Source organism: Bradyrhizobium sp. USDA 4353, assembly GCF_054063215.1.
Genome location: NZ_JBSSGB010000001.1, coordinates 2,479,722 through 2,496,451 on the forward strand (window position 1 = coordinate 2,479,722; position 16,730 = coordinate 2,496,451).

At 66.1% G+C, this 16,730-nt stretch carries 13 protein-coding genes; 11 read left to right on the forward strand and 2 right to left on the reverse strand.

What is annotated here, in order from left to right; genetic code table 11:
- The first annotated feature begins 36 nt into the window (after positions 1–36).
- From ACVILH_RS11075 to glgA, 9 genes are all read left to right on the forward strand, one after another.
- Complete coding sequence (locus ACVILH_RS11075; protein WP_456716944.1) at positions 37–1,326, forward strand: ABC transporter substrate-binding protein; 1,290 nt, start codon at positions 37–39, stop codon at positions 1,324–1,326.
- Between the two features lie 515 nt (positions 1,327–1,841).
- A complete protein-coding gene (locus ACVILH_RS11080) occupies positions 1,842–2,714 on the forward strand; it encodes a carbohydrate ABC transporter permease (protein ID WP_456712921.1) in 873 nt (290 codons plus the stop codon).
- 1 nt (position 2,715) lies between these two features.
- Complete coding sequence (locus tag ACVILH_RS11085; RefSeq protein ID WP_456712922.1) at positions 2,716–3,546, forward strand: carbohydrate ABC transporter permease; 831 nt, start codon at positions 2,716–2,718, stop codon at positions 3,544–3,546.
- 15 nt (positions 3,547–3,561) lie between these two features.
- A complete protein-coding gene (locus tag ACVILH_RS11090; protein ID WP_456712923.1) occupies positions 3,562–4,569 on the forward strand; it encodes an ABC transporter ATP-binding protein in 1,008 nt (335 codons plus the stop codon).
- Between the two features lie 47 nt (positions 4,570–4,616).
- Positions 4,617–5,390, forward strand: coding sequence for an SDR family NAD(P)-dependent oxidoreductase (locus ACVILH_RS11095; protein WP_456712924.1), 774 nt, complete (start codon positions 4,617–4,619; stop codon positions 5,388–5,390).
- A gap of 29 nt (positions 5,391–5,419) precedes the next feature.
- On the forward strand, positions 5,420–7,093 hold the full coding sequence (locus tag ACVILH_RS11100) for an FGGY-family carbohydrate kinase (protein WP_456712925.1): 1,674 nt from the start codon (positions 5,420–5,422) through the stop codon (positions 7,091–7,093).
- A gap of 228 nt (positions 7,094–7,321) precedes the next feature.
- Positions 7,322–8,269 (forward strand): carbohydrate kinase family protein, encoded by a 948-nt coding sequence (locus ACVILH_RS11105; RefSeq protein ID WP_456712926.1) that lies wholly within the window; start codon positions 7,322–7,324, stop codon positions 8,267–8,269.
- A 143-nt stretch (positions 8,270–8,412) separates the two neighbouring features.
- Positions 8,413–9,678, forward strand: coding sequence for a glucose-1-phosphate adenylyltransferase (gene glgC, locus ACVILH_RS11110; RefSeq protein WP_456712927.1), 1,266 nt, complete (start codon positions 8,413–8,415; stop codon positions 9,676–9,678).
- The gene (gene glgA / locus ACVILH_RS11115) at positions 9,675–11,141 is read left to right on the forward strand and encodes a glycogen synthase GlgA (protein WP_456712928.1); all 1,467 of its coding nucleotides are present in this window, start codon (positions 9,675–9,677) and stop codon (positions 11,139–11,141) included. Before glgC ends, glgA begins: the two co-directional genes overlap by 4 nt.
- A 268-nt stretch (positions 11,142–11,409) precedes the next feature.
- Here glgA and ACVILH_RS11120 read toward each other — a convergent pair whose 3' ends face one another.
- Entirely contained in the window at positions 11,410–12,447 is a 1,038-nt protein-coding gene (locus ACVILH_RS11120; protein ID WP_456712929.1) for a zinc-dependent alcohol dehydrogenase family protein, read from the reverse strand.
- A gap of 226 nt (positions 12,448–12,673) precedes the next feature.
- Between ACVILH_RS11120 and ACVILH_RS11125 the strand changes: the two genes are divergently transcribed.
- Positions 12,674–14,134, forward strand: coding sequence for an N-acyl-D-amino-acid deacylase family protein (locus ACVILH_RS11125; RefSeq protein ID WP_456712930.1), 1,461 nt, complete (start codon positions 12,674–12,676; stop codon positions 14,132–14,134).
- Here the strand turns inward: ACVILH_RS11125 and ACVILH_RS11130 are convergent, their stop codons facing one another.
- Complete coding sequence (locus ACVILH_RS11130) at positions 14,135–15,196, reverse strand: LacI family DNA-binding transcriptional regulator (protein ID WP_456712931.1); 1,062 nt, start codon at positions 15,194–15,196, stop codon at positions 14,135–14,137.
- 123 nt (positions 15,197–15,319) lie between these two features.
- Here ACVILH_RS11130 and ACVILH_RS11135 point away from each other — a divergent pair, with 123 nt between their 5' ends.
- Positions 15,320–16,621, forward strand: coding sequence for a M24 family metallopeptidase (locus ACVILH_RS11135; RefSeq protein ID WP_456712932.1), 1,302 nt, complete (start codon positions 15,320–15,322; stop codon positions 16,619–16,621).
- Positions 16,622–16,730 lie beyond the last annotated feature (109 nt).

The window sequence follows — 16,730 nt, forward strand, 5'->3', positions numbered from 1 at the left end:
ACCATCTTCACTCGCACGCGCACGCTTGCCGCCCTAATGGGCGCCGCCACGCTGCTGACCACGCTGCCCGCCTCGGCCGAGACCACCCTGACCATCGCCACCGTCAACAATGGCGACATGATCAGGATGCAGGGCCTGACCGGCGAATTCACCAAGGCCAATCCCGACATCCAGGTGAAGTGGGTGACCCTGGAAGAGAACGTGCTGCGCCAGCGCGTCACCACCGACATCGCCACCAAGGGCGGCCAGTTCGACATCCTCACCATCGGCACCTACGAAGTGCCGATCTGGGCCAAGAAGAACTGGCTGGTGCCGCTCGACAAGCTCGGCGCCGATTACGACGCCAACGACATCCTGCCGAAGATCAAGGACGCGGTCTCCGTCGACGGCAAGCTGTACGCCGCGCCGTTCTACGGCGAGAGCTCGATGGTGATGTATCGCACCGATCTGTTCGAGAAGGCCGGGTTGAAGATGCCGGAGAGCCCGACCTGGGAGTTCGTGATCGACGCCGCCAAGAAGCTCACCGACAAGCAGGCCGGCACGTTCGGCATCTGCCTGCGCGGCAAGGCCGGCTGGGGCGAGAACATGGCGTTCCTGACCGCGATGTCGAATTCGTTCGGCGCGCGCTGGTTCGATGAGAAATGGCAGCCGCAGTTCAACACGCCGGAATGGAAGAAGACGCTGTCGATCTATGTCGACCTGATGAAGGAGGCCGGCCCTCCCGGCGCCAGCTCCAACGGCTTCAACGAGAACCTCGCGCTGTTCAACTCCGGCAAATGCGCGATGTGGATCGACGCCACGGTGGCGGCTTCGTTCGTGACCAATCCGAAGGAGTCCAAGGTCGCGGACAAAGTCGGCTTCGCGCTGGCGCCGAACACCGGCCTCGGCAAGAACGCCAACTGGCTGTGGGCCTGGAATCTCGCGATCCCCGCCGGCTCGAAGAAGACGGACGCCGCAGAGAAGTTCATCGCCTGGGCGACCAGCAAGGACTACACCCAGCTCGTCGCCTCCAAGGAGGGCTGGGCCAACGTGCCGCCGGGCACGCGCACCTCGCTCTACAAGAACGAGGACTATCTCAAGGTCGCGCCGTTCGCGAAGATCACGCTTGCGTCGATCGATGCGGCTGATCCCAGCCATCCGACCGTGAAGCCGGTGCCCTATGTCGGCGTGCAATACGCCGCCATCCCTGAATTCCAGGGCATCGGCACCGCGGTCGGCCAGCAGTTCTCGGCCGCACTCGCGGGATCGATGACCGTCGATGCGGCGCTCGCTGCTGCGCAGTCCGCCACCGAACGCGAGATGAAGCGCGCCGGCTACCTCAAATAGGCGCTTGAAGTTATCAGCTCGACACGAAACTCCTCCCGAGCTGATCACTGGCGGCCATCCCTCCCCACAAGGGATGGCCGCATTTTCTCTGCGGTTGAATCTGAGTTCCGTAGGGTGGGCAAAGCGCAGCGTGCCCACCGCTGGGCGCCGCCGCGAGGCCGGTGCCAGTTAATGCGCCCTCTCCCCTTGCGGGAGAGGGCATCACCGGCCCCTCCACGTGCTCGGTTGGGTGAGGGGTCTCTCTCCGCGTGCGATGCTCGTTGAGAGAGACCCCTCACCCAACCGAGCTTGCCGCACTTTCCTCCATGCCCTCTCCCGCAAGGGGAGAGGGCACAATCACCGGCACCGCGTTCGAGCACCACTGTGAGAGTTGTTTTTCACCGCCCGGGAGCTGTCACCTCGTCATTGCGAGGAGCGAAGCGACGAAGCAATCCAGGGTCCCATCGACGCCCCTGGATTGCTTCGCGTCGCTCGCAATGACGAACATATTGATCGAGTGAATGAGGACGGCAGCAATGGCCACCCGACAAACCCAACTGCTCGCCCGGGCGCTGATGTCGCCGGCGGTGATCCTGCTGTTCGTCTGGATGATCGTGCCGCTGGCGCTGACGGTCTACTTCTCGACCTTGCAATATAGCCTGCTCGACCCCGGCTCCGAGAGCTTCGTCGGTCTGGAGAATTTCGAGTACTTCCTCACCGATCCCGCCTTCCTCGCCTCGCTGCAGAACACCCTCGTCCTGGTCGGCTCGGTGCTGCTGCTGACCATCGGCCTCGGCATTCCCCTGGCCATCCTGCTCGACCAGCCGGTGATCGGCCGCAACTTCATCCGCCTGATGGTGATCGCGCCGTTCTTCGTGATGCCCACCGTGAGCGCGCTGGTGTGGAAGAACCTGCTGATGCACCCGGTGTCCGGCCTGTTCGCGTGGATCGCGACCTCGCTCGGGCTCAAGCCGATCGACTGGTTCACCGATGCGCCGCTGCTCGCCGTCATCTTCATCGTCGCCTGGCAATGGCTGCCGTTCGCGACGCTGATCCTGCTCACCGCCCTGCAATCGCTCGACGAGGAGCAGAAGGAGGCCGCCGAGATGGACGGCGCCAGCGCGCTGTCGCGCTTCATCTACCTGACCTTGCCGCATCTGGCGCGGCCAATCACGGTGGTGATCCTGATCGAGACGATCTTCCTGCTCACGGTGTTCGCCGAGATCTTCGTCACGACAGGCGGCGGGCCGGGGCTGCAGACCACCAACATCGCCTTCCTCGTTTATTCGCAGGCGCTGATCCAGTTCGACGTCGGCACGGCCTCGGCCGGCGGCCTCGTCGCCGTGGTCATCGCCAATATCGTCGCCTTCTTCCTGGTCCGCATCGTCGGCCGCAATCTGGAGGCCTGACATGGCGCGCAAGGTCACCGGACGTCATGTCGTGATCTCAACGCTCGGCGCCTGGCTCGCCGGCTTCGTGATCTTCTTCCCGATCCTGTGGATGGTGCTGGCGAGCTTCAAGACCGAGTTGGAGGCGTTCGCGACGCCGCCCTCGTTCCTGTTCTTCCACTGGACCACCGAGAACTACGTCACCGTCCAGGAGCGCAGCGACTATCTGCATCATGCAATGAACTCGCTGATCATAGCCGGCGGCTCGACCCTGATCGCGATGCTGATCGCGATTCCCGCGGCGTGGTCGATGGCGTTCTCCCCGACCAAGCGCACCAAGGACATCCTGCTCTGGATGCTCTCGACCAAGATGATGCCGCCGGTCGGCGTGCTCGTCCCGATCTATTTGATCTACAAGAACATGGGCCTGCTCGATACCCGCACGGGGCTCGTCTTCATCCTGTGTCTCGGCAATTTGCCGATCGTGATCTGGATGCTGTTCACCTACTTCAAGGAGATCCCCAAGGACATCCTCGAAGCCGCGCGGATGGACGGCGCCACGATCGGGCGCGAGCTGATCTATGTGCTGACGCCGATGGCGATCCCAGGCCTCGCCTCGACCTTGCTGCTCAATCTGATCCTGGCCTGGAACGAGGCGTTCTGGACCTTGAACCTGTCGACCCTGGAGGCGGCGCCGCTGACGACGTTCATCGCCTCTTATTCGAGTCCCGAGGGCCTGTTCTGGGCGCGGCTGTCAGCGGCCTCGACGCTCGCCATCGCGCCGATCCTGATTATCGGCTGGTTCAGCCAGAAGCAGCTCGTGCGCGGGCTGACCTTCGGCGCAGTGAAGTAATAGAGGGGCTGAATCATGGGACGGATCACGCTGGAAGGTGTGCAGAAATCGTTTGGGCCGGTCCACATCATCAAGGGCGCCGACCTCGACATTCCCGACGGCGCCTTCGTGGTGTTCGTCGGTCCTTCCGGCTGCGGCAAGACCACGCTGCTGCGGCTGATCGCCGGGCTGGAGGATGTCTCCGGCGGCCGCATCCTGATCGATGGCAACAACGTCGTCGACGTGCCGCCGGCCAAGCGCGGCCTGTCGATGGTGTTCCAGTCCTATGCGCTGTATCCGCATATGAGCGTGCGCGGCAACATCGCCTTCGGCCTGAAGATGGCCGGCCTGCCGAAAGCCGAGATCAACCAGAAGGTCGAGGCGGCCGCGGCGACGTTGAATCTCACGCCCTATCTCGACCGCAAGCCGCGCGAGCTGTCCGGCGGCCAGCGCCAGCGCGTCGCCATCGGCCGCGCCATCGTGCGCGAGCCCAAGGCGTTCCTGTTCGACGAGCCCCTGTCGAACCTCGACGCCGCGCTGCGCGTGCAGATGCGACTGGAGGTGACGCGGCTGCAGAAGCAGCTCGGCACCACCGCGATCTACGTCACCCACGACCAGGTCGAGGCCATGACCATGGCCGACAAGATCGTGGTGCTGAACGCCGGCCGCATCGAGCAGTACGGCTCGCCGATCGAGCTGTACCAGCGGCCCGCGAATCTGTTCGTCGCCGGCTTCATCGGCTCGCCGAAGATGAACTTCATCGTCGGCGAAGAGGCCACGCAGCGCGGCGCCACCACGATCGGCGTGCGGCCCGAGCATATCGGCATCGTCGAGGACGGCGGCGAGGGCTGGCGCGGCAAGGTGCTGATTGCCGAGCATCTCGGCAGCGACACGTTCCTCTATGTCGACGCCGGCGCGCTGGGCACGTTGACGGTGCGCTGCGTCGGCGAGAAGCGGCTCAGCGCCGGCGATGCCGTGACGCTCAGGCCAGAGCCGAACCGCATCTACCGCTTCGACGAGAGCGGCAACTCCATTTTCGCATGAGAGGTGACGTCCCCTCCGGGCGTCAACGACAACCACGGACGACGACGATGTATCTGGAAAAATTCAAGCTCAACGGCAAGACCGCGCTGATCACCGGCGGTGCGCAGGGCATTGGCCTTGCCTGTGTCGAGGCGCTGGCGGAGGCGGGCGCGCATGTCGTGATCGCCGATCGCGATGCCAAGGCGGCGGCGGACGCGCAGGCCGCGATGAAGGCCAAGGGCTTCACCACCGAGACCGCGCAGATGGACGTCACCAATTCGGCGCAGGTGACAGAGATCGCCGACGATCTCGTCGCGCGCCACGGCAAGGTCGACATCCTCGTCAACAATGCCGGCATCGCGCGCAGCGAGACGCCGGCCGAGACCGTCACCGATGAGCACTGGCTCAACGTGCTCGACGTCAATCTCAACGGCACCTTCTGGTGCTGCCGCGCCTTCGGCAAGCACATGCTGGCGGCCAAGAGCGGCACCATCGTCAACATCGGCTCGATGTCCGGCTTCATCGTCAACAAGCCGCAGGAGCAGTCGTTCTACAACGCCTCCAAGGCCGCGGTGCACCATCTCACCAAGTCGCTGGCCGCCGAATGGGGCGCGCGCGGCATCCGTGTCAACGCGGTCGCGCCGACCTATATCGAGACGCCGCTGAATGCCTTCGTGAAGAGCAATCCGCGGATGTACGACGCGTGGATCGGTGGAACCCCGATGGCGCGCATGGGGCAGGTCGAGGAGATCGCCTCGGTGGTGCTGTTCCTCGCCTCGGAGGCGGCAAGTTTGATGACCGGCAGCGTCGTCGTAGTCGATGGCGGCTACACTTGCTGGTAAGCTCGCGTCAAAATTGACGGGAGCGAAACATGGGCCAGGCCTTGGTCGGAGGTGCCTTTGTCGGTGTCGATGTCGGCACGAGCAGCACGCGTGCTGGGATTTTCGACGAGACCGGCCGCCTGCTCGCTGCGGCGCGGCATCCGATCCAGACCTGGCATGACGCCGGCGATGTCGTCGAGCAATCCTCCGACGACATCTGGCGCGCCTGCTGCGCGTCGGTCAAAGCAGCGCTCGCGGAAGCGGCCATCGCGCCGGAGCTGATCAAGGGCATCGGCTTCGACGCGACCTGCTCGCTCGTGGTGCTCGATCCCAAGGGCGAGCCGGTCACCGTCAGCGGCTCCGGCGATCCGGCCCGCAACGTCATCGTCTGGATGGATCACCGCGCGCTCGTCGAGGCGCGCGACATCAATGCGACCGGCGACGAGGTGCTGCGCTATGTCGGCGGCTCGATCTCGCCGGAAATGGAGATGCCGAAGCTGCTCTGGCTGAAGCGGCATCTGCGTATGAGCTTCGACGCGGCCGGGCAATTCTTCGATCTCGCCGATTTCCTCACCTGGCGCGCGACCGGCTCGAAGGCGCGCTCGATGTGCACGGTCACCTGCAAGTGGAATTACCTCGCGCATGAGACGCGCTGGAGCGCGGACTACTTCCGCCGCATCGGGCTGGAGGAGTTCGTCACCGAGGACTACGCGCGCATCGGTACTGAGATCGTCGCGCCCGGCACGGCGCTCGGCCGCGGGCTGTCGGCGCAGGCTGCGGCGGAGCTCGGCCTCCTCACCGGCACGCCGGTCGGCGCGGCGCTGATCGACGCCCATGCCGGCGGCATCGGCGCGATCGGCGGGCGGGCGGCTGACGGCGGCGAGGTCGATGTCTGCGAGCGGCTCGCCTACATCATGGGAACCTCGGCCTGCATCATGGCGACGACGCGCGCGCCGTCCTTCGTGCCTGGTGTGTGGGGCCCTTACTATCAGGGCATGGTGCCTGGCTTTTGGCTGAACGAGGGCGGCCAGTCCGCGGCGGGCGCGGCGATCGATCATCTGCTGCGCTCGCATCCGGCGGCGGCCGAAGCCACCGCCGCGGCGCGCGCCGAAGGGCTCGACCTGATCAGCTTCCTGGAGAAGCGAATCATGGCTCGCTCGCCGAGCGTCGGTGCGGCCGCGCTGCTGGCGCGCGACATCCACATTCTTCCCGAGTTTCTCGGCAACCGCTCGCCCTATGCCGACCCGGATTCGCGCGCCGTGATCGCCGGTCTCGATCTCGACACCGACATTGGCGCCATGGAGCGGCTGTTCGTCGCGGGACTGTGCGGCCTCGCCTATGGGCTGGCCGACGTGATCGACGCCTTTGCCGCCAATGGCGTCGCGAGCCGGACGCTGGTGATGGCGGGCGGGGCTTCGCGCAGCCCGTTGGTGCGCCAGATCATGGCCGACACCACTGGGCTCACGGTCGCCTTGCCCGGCACGCAGGAGCCGGTGCTGCTTGGCGCGGCCATGCTCGGCGCCGTCGCCAGCGGCGCCTTCCGCTCGATCGGCGAGACGATGAGCTCGATGTCCACGCTCGGCCGTCTCAGCGATCCGACCGAGCCGGGGATTGCCGACTTCCATCGTCGCAAGCGCCGCATCCACGGCCTGTTGCGGACGCTTGATCGCGACAGCCGTTCCGTGATGCACGGTGCCGATGGCGGGCGCGAGCACGCGTCTTGACATCGGATCCAGGCTCTTGAAGGCAGGGACGGTGCGCTCCCTCGCCCCGCTTGCGGGGAGAGGGTTGGGGTGAGGGGGACTCTCCACGAGCGCGGTGCGTGGAGAGTCCCCCTCACCCGGATTGCATCTTTCGATGCAATCCGACCTCTCCCCGCAAGCGGGGCGAGGTGGAGTCCCGTCGCCGCGCGGACGCGTGCTCACACGAGGGCCGATAGGGGAGGGCTGACCATGATCCTGAGCTGTGGCGATGCGCTGATCGATTTCGTTCCTGCGAAATCGGCCGATGGACGGGATGTGCTGCGGCCGGTGGTCGGCGGATCCTGCCTGAACGTCGCGGTCGGGCTGGCGCGGCTGGGCGCGCCAACCGGCTTCGTCGGCGGCATCTCGACCGACCTGTTCGGCACCATGATTGCCGCGCATGCCGAAGGCTCCGACGTTGACCTCCGCTATGCCACCCGCAGCTCCGACCAGACCACGCTCGCCTTCGTCCGTCACGTCGGCAACGAGGCGCAATACGCGTTCTACGACGCTGAGACCGCCGCGCGGAAATGGATGTTCCGGCCGGGCAGCATTCCTTTTGCCGAGATCGACGCCATCCATGTCGGCTCGACCACGTTGATCCATGACCAGGGCGCCCGGCAGACCCGCGCCATGATCGCGGCGACGCAAGGCGCCGTGACGATCTCGTTCGACCCGAACTGCCGGCCGAACCTCGTGACCGACAAGGCGGCCTATGTCGTCGGCATGGACGAATTTGCCGCACGCGCCGACCTGATCAAGATGTCGGATGTGGACTTCGACTATCTGCACGGCCATGACGATTATGCGACACGCGCCGCGGCGCTGCTGGCGGGTGGCACGAGCCTTGTCGTCATCACCCGCGGACCGCAGGGCGCGCTCGGCTGGCACGCCGAAGCGGGTGCGGTGGAGGTTGCGGTCCCCAAGGTGAATGTCGTCGATACGATCGGCGCCGGCGACACCTTCCAGGCCGCGATGCTGTTCGCGTTGCGCAAGCTCGGCCGGATCGGCCGGGAGGCGCTCAAGGGCCTGAGCGAAGCCGAGCTGCGCAAGGTGCTCGCCTTTGCCGGCGCGTGTGCCGCCGTCACCTGCACGCGCGAGGGCGCCGACCCGCCGCGCTGGAGCGAGATGGCTGCAACCTGGGATCGCCTGGGCTGAAGCACCCCATTGCGCTCCGCATTGGGAACTGGTTGGCTATTTCCCCGTCATATGAGAGGACCGGAAGCCGACGCGAGACCTCGCGGCGGCCGGCACGGTCCCGCGAAATCGTGACGCGCCAACGAGTTGCAGGGAGGAGACATATGGCACCAGCCGCCAGGACCGAACCGCTGTCCCGTCACGCGCTGGCCTTCGTGCTGGCGGGCGGACGTGGCAGCCGCCTGCTGGAGCTGACGGACCGGCGCGCCAAGCCCGCGGTCTATTTCGGCGGCAAGTCGCGGATCATCGATTTCGCGCTGTCGAACGCCGTCAATTCCGGCATCCGCCGCATCGCCGTGGCCACGCAGTACAAGGCGCACAGCCTGATCCGGCATCTGCAGAACGGCTGGAACTTCTTCCGCCCCGAGCGCAACGAGAGCTTTGACATTCTGCCCGCCAGCCAGCGTGTCTCCGAGACGATGTGGTACGTCGGAACGGCCGACGCCGTGTATCAGAACATCGACATCCTCGAGAGCTACAACTCGAAATACATCGTCGTGCTCGCCGGCGACCATATCTACAAAATGGATTACGAGCTGATGCTGCAGCAGCACGTCGACCAGCGCGCCGACGTCACCGTCGGTTGCCTGGAGACGCCGCGCGCGGAATCCTCAGGCTTCGGCATCATCCACATCAATGAGGACGAGACGATCCGCGACTTCATCGAGAAGCCGGCCGATCCGCCGCCGATTCCCGGCAAGCCGGACAAATCGCTCGCCAGCATGGGCATCTACGTATTCGACGCCAAGTTCCTGTATGACGAGCTGAAGCGCGACGCCGCCGACCCGAACTCGAACCACGATTTCGGCCGCGACATCATCCCCTATATCGTCAAGAACGGCCGCGCTGTGGCGCACCAGTTCACCCGCTCCTGCGTCCGCACCGAGCATGATACGCGCAGCTATTGGCGCGATGTCGGCACCGTCGACGCCTACTGGGCCGCCAATCTGGATCTGACCGATGTGACCCCTGAGCTCGATCTGTACGATCAGGCGTGGCCGATCTGGACCTATTCGGAGATCACGCCGCCGGCGAAGTTCGTTCATGCCGAGGACGGCCGCCGCGGCGAGGCGGTGTGCTCGCTGGTCTCCGGCGGCTGCATCGTCTCCGGCGCCTCCGTGCAACGCTCGCTGCTGTTCACCGGCGCGCATCTGCATTCCTATTCCAAGGTGCACAATGCCGTGCTGCTGCCCTACGTGAACGTCGCCCGGCACGCGCGGCTGACGAACGTCGTGGTCGACCGCGGCGTGCAGATTCCCGAAGGGCTTGTTGTCGGCGAGGATCCGGAGTTCGACGCCAAGCGCTTCCGGACGACCGAGAACGGCGTCACCTTGATCACCCAGCCGATGATCGACGGGCTCAATTCATGACGCTACTGCGCGTTCTGTCGGTTGCGTCCGAGGTCTATCCCATCGTCAAGACCGGCGGCCTTGCCGATGTCGCCGGCGCGCTGCCATGGGCGCTGATGGCGGAGGAGATCGAGGTCCGCACCTTGATCCCCGGCTATCCCGCCGTGATGAAGGCGCTCGAGCACGCCAAGGAGATCAGCTCGCTGCCGAACTTCTTCGGCGGCAATGCGCGGCTGCTCGGCGGCAGCCATGGCGCGCTCGACCTGTTCGTGCTCGATGCGCCGCATCTGTATGATCGCGAGGGCAATCCCTATCTCGGGCCGGACGGCAAGGACTGGCCGGACAACCCGTTCCGCTTCGCCGCGCTCGCGCGCGCGGCGTCCTATGTCGGCTTGGGCGCAGTGCCGAGCTTCGTCCCGGATGTCGTTCACGGCCACGATTGGCAGGCCGGGCTCATCCCTGCCTATCTGCTGTATAGCCATCGGCCGCATCCCGGCACGGTCATCACCGTGCATAACCTGGCCTTCCAGGGCCGCTTCCCGCGCCATTTCCTGCCGCCGCTCGGTTTGCCGCCGGAATCGTTCTCGATCTACGGCCTCGAATATTACGGCGACATCAGCTTCCTGAAGGCCGGGCTGCAATTCGCCGACAAGATCACCACGGTGTCGCCGACCTATGCCAGGGAGATCCAGAGCGACGAGCACGGCATGGGCCTCGGCGGCCTGCTGCGCCAGCGCTCCTCGGATCTCGTCGGCATCCTCAACGGCATCGACACCCATGTGTGGGACCCCGGCAGCGATCCCGCCATCCCCTCGCATTTCGGCATCGAGAAGCTCGAGGCGCGGGCGCCGAACAAGGCCGCGCTGCAGACCCGCATGGGCCTGCACGTGTCGCCCGAGACGTTCCTGCTCGGCGTCGTCAGCCGGCTGACCTCGCAGAAGGGGCTCGATCTGCTGCTGTCCTGTCTGCCGACCCTGACCAGCGCCGGCATCCAGTTGGCGCTGCTCGGTGACGGCGAGGCCGATCTGCGCGACGCTTTCCGCGCCGCCGCTGCGCGCCATCCTGGGCAGATCGGTGTCCTCATCGGCTATGACGAGAGCCTCGCGCATCTCATCCAGGCCGGCTGCGATGCGCTGGTCGTGCCGTCGCGGTTCGAGCCGTGCGGCCTGACGCAGCTCTGCGCACTGCGCTACGGCGCGCTGCCGATCGTCACGGCCGTGGGTGGCCTCGCCGACACCGTGATCGACGAGACCGAGGCCGGCGTCGCCGCCACCGGCTTCAGATGCGCTGCTGTCACCGCCGAAGCGCTCGACCAGACCCTGCGCCGCGCCGCCGCCGCCTTCTACGCCGCCCGCAGCAACGCCTCCAACTGGACCCGCATGCAGCTCAACGCGATGCTGACCGACGTGTCATGGCGGCACCGCGCCGGGCGTTATGCCGAGCTGTACCGCCAGATCGTCGCGCAGCGGCGGCCGGCAGGGTGACGCTCGGCTGCTTTTGATGCGAGCATCGCGCGGCTTGCTCGCTCCTTACCTCTCCCCGCGCGCGGGGAGAGGTCGGATTGCATCGAAGATGCAATCCGGGTGAGGGGGACTCTCCGCACGGTCGGTGGGTGTGGTTGCCCCTCACCCCAACCCTCTCCCCGTAAGAACGGGGAGAGGGAGCGCACCGCCGATGTGGAAGCGTTCCATGTCGCGTCGCGCCGGAGTAGTAGCTGCAACGATCGGAGCGCAACACACCGAGGCCTAGATCTCACGCCTCGATCAGCACCTTCAGCGCATGCGTTTTCGCAGCGGCGCCGAAGGTCTCGTAGGCATCGAGGATCTGGTCCAGCTTGAAGCGGTGCGTGATCAGCCGCTTTGGCTCGAGCTTCTTGGACTGCACCGTCTTCAGCAGCATCGGCGTCGTCACAGTGTCGACCAAGCGCGTGGTGATCGCGATGTTGCGGTCCCACAGCTTCTCCAGATGCAAATCGGCCTTGACGCCGTGGACGCCGACATTGGCGATGATGCCGCCGGGGGCGATGATGTCCTCGCAGGTCACGAAGGTCGCGGGCACGCCGACCGCCTCGATCGCGGTGTCGACGCCGCGCCCCTGAGTCAGCGCCATGACCTTCTCGACGGCCTTGCCGTCGCTGTTGTTGATGACGCTGGTCGCGCCGAAGCGGGCGGCGACCTCCAGGCGGTTGTCGTCGAGGTCGATCATGATGATCTCGGCCGGCGAGTAGAACTGCGCGGTCAAGAGCGACGCCAGGCCGATCGGGCCGGCACCGACGATCGCCACGCTCGAGCCCGGCTCGACCTTGCCGTTGAGCACGCCGCATTCGAAGCCGGTCGGCAGGATGTCGCTCAGCATCACCAGCGCCTCCTCCTCGGTGCCGGCGGGCACGTGATAGAGGCTGGTGTCGGCATGCGGCGTGCGCACGTACTCCGCCTGGGTGCCGTCGATCTTGTGGCCGAGGATCCAGCCGCCGTGCCGGCAATGCGAGTACATGCCGCGGCGGCAATAGTCGCAGGTGCCGCACGCCGAGATGCAGGAGATGATGACGTGATCGCCCGGCTTGAACGCGCGGACGGCGCTGCCGACGGCATCGACCACGCCGACGCCCTCATGCCCGAGGATGCGGCCTGGCGTGCAGGTCGGCACGTCGCCTTTGAGGATGTGAAGATCGGTGCCGCAGATCGTGGTCTTCAGGATTTTGACCACGGCATCGCCGGGTTCGAGGATCGCAGGCTTCGGGCGCTCGTCGAGGGATTTCTGACCGGGACCGTGATAGACCAGGGCTTTCATGATTGCTTCTCCGCCAGGGTTGCTGGAGAGAGAGTGGCGCAAGCCAGGTTGCGCGCCGTTGAGGCGTATCAAGGCCGGACGCGATCCGTCTCACGATCCTGTGTCTCGTAAAATGAGACCGGGCTAATTGAAGCGCAGCCCAGCCCGGCGCGCATGACATGCGGATGACGCTGGACGCGCCGACGCGGCTCCTGGATAGTTCTGCAGTTCCAGCGAGACCTAGCTCATGACCAATCATCCGACGTCCTTCGATCTGATCATTCGCGGCGGCACCGTCATCGACGGCACGCGCGCGCCGCGCTACGCGGCGGATATCGGCATCAAGGACGGTCGCATCGTCGTCATCGGCGAGGTCGCTGGCGAGGCGCAGCGCGTGATCGACGCCGCCGGCCGCATCGTCGCGCCGGGCTTCATCGATGCCCACACCCATGACGACAGCGCGGTGCTGGTCGATCCCGGGATGACCTGCAAGGTGTCGCAGGGCGTTACGTCCGTCGTCACAGGCAATTGCGGCGTCAGCATCGCGCCGCTGAAGCCGGGCTCGCCGCGGCCGATGCCGCTCGGCCTGCTGTCGCCGGGCGATGGGCGCGTTGCGGAGTATGCGTCGTTCGCGGACTACGTTGCCGCCCTGCGCGCGGCGCCATCGGCCGTGAACGTCGCGCCGATGGCCGGCCACACCTCGCTGCGCGCATCCGTCGTGAGCGATCTCGGCCGCGCGGCGACCGAGTCGGAGGTCGCGGAGATGCGCGCCTACGTGCAGGAGGCGCTGGACGCCGGCGCCATCGGCGTCTCGACCGGGACGTTCTATCCGCCGGCCGAGGCGGCGTCGACCGAGGAGATCATCGAGGTCTGCCGGCCGCTCTCCGGCAGCGGCGGCGTCTATGCGACGCATATGCGCAACGAGGCCGACGACGTGGTCAAGTCGCTGGAGGAGAGCTTTGCCATCGGCAAGGCGCTCGACGTCCAGGTCGTGATCTCCCACCACAAGGTGGTGGGCCCGGCGAATTTCGGCCGGACGAAGCAGACGCTGCCGCTGATCAGCAAGGCGATGAGCTGCCAATGCGTGGCGCTCGACTGCTATCCCTACAATGCGTCCTCGACGATGCTGCACACCGATCCCGCCAAGCTTCAGGTCAAGGTCGTCGTCGCCGCGTCAGGTCCACATCCGGAAGTCGCGGGCCGTGATCTCGCCGACATCGCCGCCGAATGGGGCGTCGACCGGCTCGAAGCCGCGAAGCGGCTGCAGCCGGCTTCCGCCATCTACTTCTCGATGGACGAGGCCGACGTGCGGACCATCCTGTCCTTCGAGCCGACCATGATCGGCTCCGACGGTCTGCCGTTCGGGGAGCGGCCGCATCCGCGGCTCTGGGGTACCTTCCCGCGCGTGCTCGGCTATTACTGCCGCGAGCTCGAGCTGTTCTCGCTGGAAACCGCGGTGTGGAAGATGAGCGGCCTCACGGCGCAGAACTTTGGCATCAAAGGCCGCGGCACGTTGGCCGTCGGCAACCATGCCGACATCACCATCTTCGATGCGGCCAGCGTGCGCGACAGCGCAACCTATGACGATCCCTGCGTGCCCGCTGCCGGAATCGAGGCCGTCATCGTCAACGGCGCGCTGACCTGGTGGCAGGGCGCGCACCAGAACGCGCGAGCGGGCCAGGTGATCGCGCGCGCCTCATCGCACTGATCAGCGTCGCGGCTGCGCCGTCGAGCCGCGGATGATGAGCTGGGGGGCGAGCACGACGTGCTCGTCCACGGCCTCGCGGTCGGCAATGCGCGCGAGCAGCAGCCGCGCCGCTGATGCGCCCATGTCGCGCTGGGCGATCCGCACCGTGGTGAGCGGCGGCGAGACCAGGTCGACGAACGGCATGTCGTTGTGGCCGACCACGGAGACATCGCCGGGGCAGGCAAGGCCGCGCTCGGCGAGTGCGTCATAGACGCCGAGCGCCAGCAGATCGTTGGCGGCAACGATCGCCGTCGGTCGGGTGCGGCGAGCGAGCAGGCGCAGCGCCGCCTCACGTCCGGCCGCGCGCGTGTAGGTCTCGGCGATCTCGACGGGCGTGTGACGTGCGGGCAGGCCGGCATCCCTGGCGCTGGCCTCGAAACCCTCGCGGCGCCGCGTGCCGGTCGAGATCTCCTGCGGACCCGCGACATGGCCGATGCGCTGGTGGCCGAGCGCCACGAGATGTTCGACGGCGAGGCGCATGCCGGCGGCGTCATCACTGGCGGCCGATGGCAGCAACCCCGCGGCATCGACACGGTTGACGAGCACGACCGGCAGCGCCGCATCGAGGCAGTGCTTCACGACATCATCGCGCAAGCTCACCGTCGCCAGCACCAGGCCATCGACTCCGCGCGCGATCAGGCGATCGACGAGATCCTGCTCCGAGCCGTTGCTACCGACATCCACGACGATGGTCGCATAGCCCTCGGCATTGAGATGATCGGCGATGCCGGAGAGCACCGGCGGAAAGCCGGGGTCGGCGATGTCAGGCGCCAGTACGCCGATCAGGCCGCTACGCCCGGTGCGCAAGCCCTTCGCCGCCATGTTGAGTCGATAGCCGATCGCGTTGGCCGCGGCCTGGATGCGGTCGGCGACATCGGTCGCGACCAGATGCTTCATCGCGGGGCTGAGCGCGCGTGACACCGTCGAGGGATGCACGCCGCAGCGGGCGGCCACGTCCTTGATCGTCGGACGCGCGGACGCAATCACCCGCGCGCCTCTCGCCGGTCGCAATGTGCCCTTCATGTTCAGCCTCCGATCTCGCGGCGCAGCAACGTTTCCACCTTAGTCTTACCTTGACACCCTTAACGTGCATGCAATAAATCGGCTAATGCAATCGATTGCAATAATACAATGGGAAACGTCCACATGACAGCGAGCGCGCTGAAGCCACATCTGGTCAGCCCGGAGCATCTCGATCCGCATTGGCGCTGGAGCCGGGCGATCCCCTCGCACGGCCATGTCTCGGTGGATTTCGAGCGCCGCGTCGATTTCGATCGTCTCAGGCGATACCGGCTCGCGCGGACGCGCCAGGCCCTGAAAAACTCCGGCTGTGGCGCGCTGCTGCTGTTCGACGTCAACAACATCCGATACGTCTCCGGCACCAAGATCGGCGAGTGGGAGCGCGACAAGCTTTGCCGCTTCGCGCTGCTCGCCGGCGACGGCGAGCCGATCGTGTGGGACTTCGGCTCCGCCGCCGTCCACCATCGCATCTTCTGCGATTGGCTGGCGCCGGAGAACTGCCGCGCCGGCATGCTCGGCATGCGCGGTACCGTGCCGCCGGCGGTCGGGCTGATGAAGGCGCATGCCGAGGAGGTGATGAGTCTGCTGCGCGCGGCCGGCGTCGCCGACATGCCCGTCGGCGTCGACCTCGCGGAGACCGCGATGTTCTTCGAATTGCAGAAGGCCGGCATGAAGGTCGTCGACGGCCAGCAGGTGATGCTGGACGCGCGCGAGATCAAGAACATCGACGAGATCATGCTGCTCAACCAGGCTGCGGCGATGGTCGACGGCGTCTATCATTCGATCTACGAGAACCTGAAGCCCGGCGTGCGCGAGAACGACATCGTCGCGCTCGCCAACAAGATGCTCTACGAGATGGGCTCCGACGACGTCGAGGCGATCAACGCCATCTCCGGCGAGCGCTGCAATCCGCATCCGCATAATTTCACCGACCGTATCCTGCGTCCGGGCGATCAGGCGTTCTTCGACATCCTGCAGTCCTATCAGGGCTACCGCACCTGCTATTACCGCACCTTCAATGTCGGCCGCGCGACGCCGGCGCAGCACGATGCCTACAAGCGCTGCCGCGAATGGCTGGACAATGCGATCGCGCTGATCAAGCCGGGCGTGTCGACCGACACCGTCGCGAAGGTGTGGCCGGCCGCGGAGGAGTTCGGCTTTCCCTCGGAGATGGCCGCGTTCGGCCTGCAATTCGGCCATGGCCTCGGCCTCGCGCTGCACGAGCGCCCGATCATCTCGCGGCTCGTCTCGCTCGACAATCCAATGGAGATCAAGACCGGCATGGTGTTCGCGCTCGAGACCTACTGCCCGGCGACCGACGGCTTCTCCGCCGCGCGCATCGAGGAGGAGGTCGTGGTGACCGACAAGGGCTGCCAGGTGATCACGCTGTTCCCCGCTGAAGAGCTGCCGATTGCCAACCGCTACTGAGTGGAAAGAATCACAACAATAGCGATCTTTGTGTTGTCGTCATTGCGAGCGAAGCGAAGCAATCCAGGGGCTGAGCAAGGACTCTGGATTGCTTCGCTTCGCTCGCAAT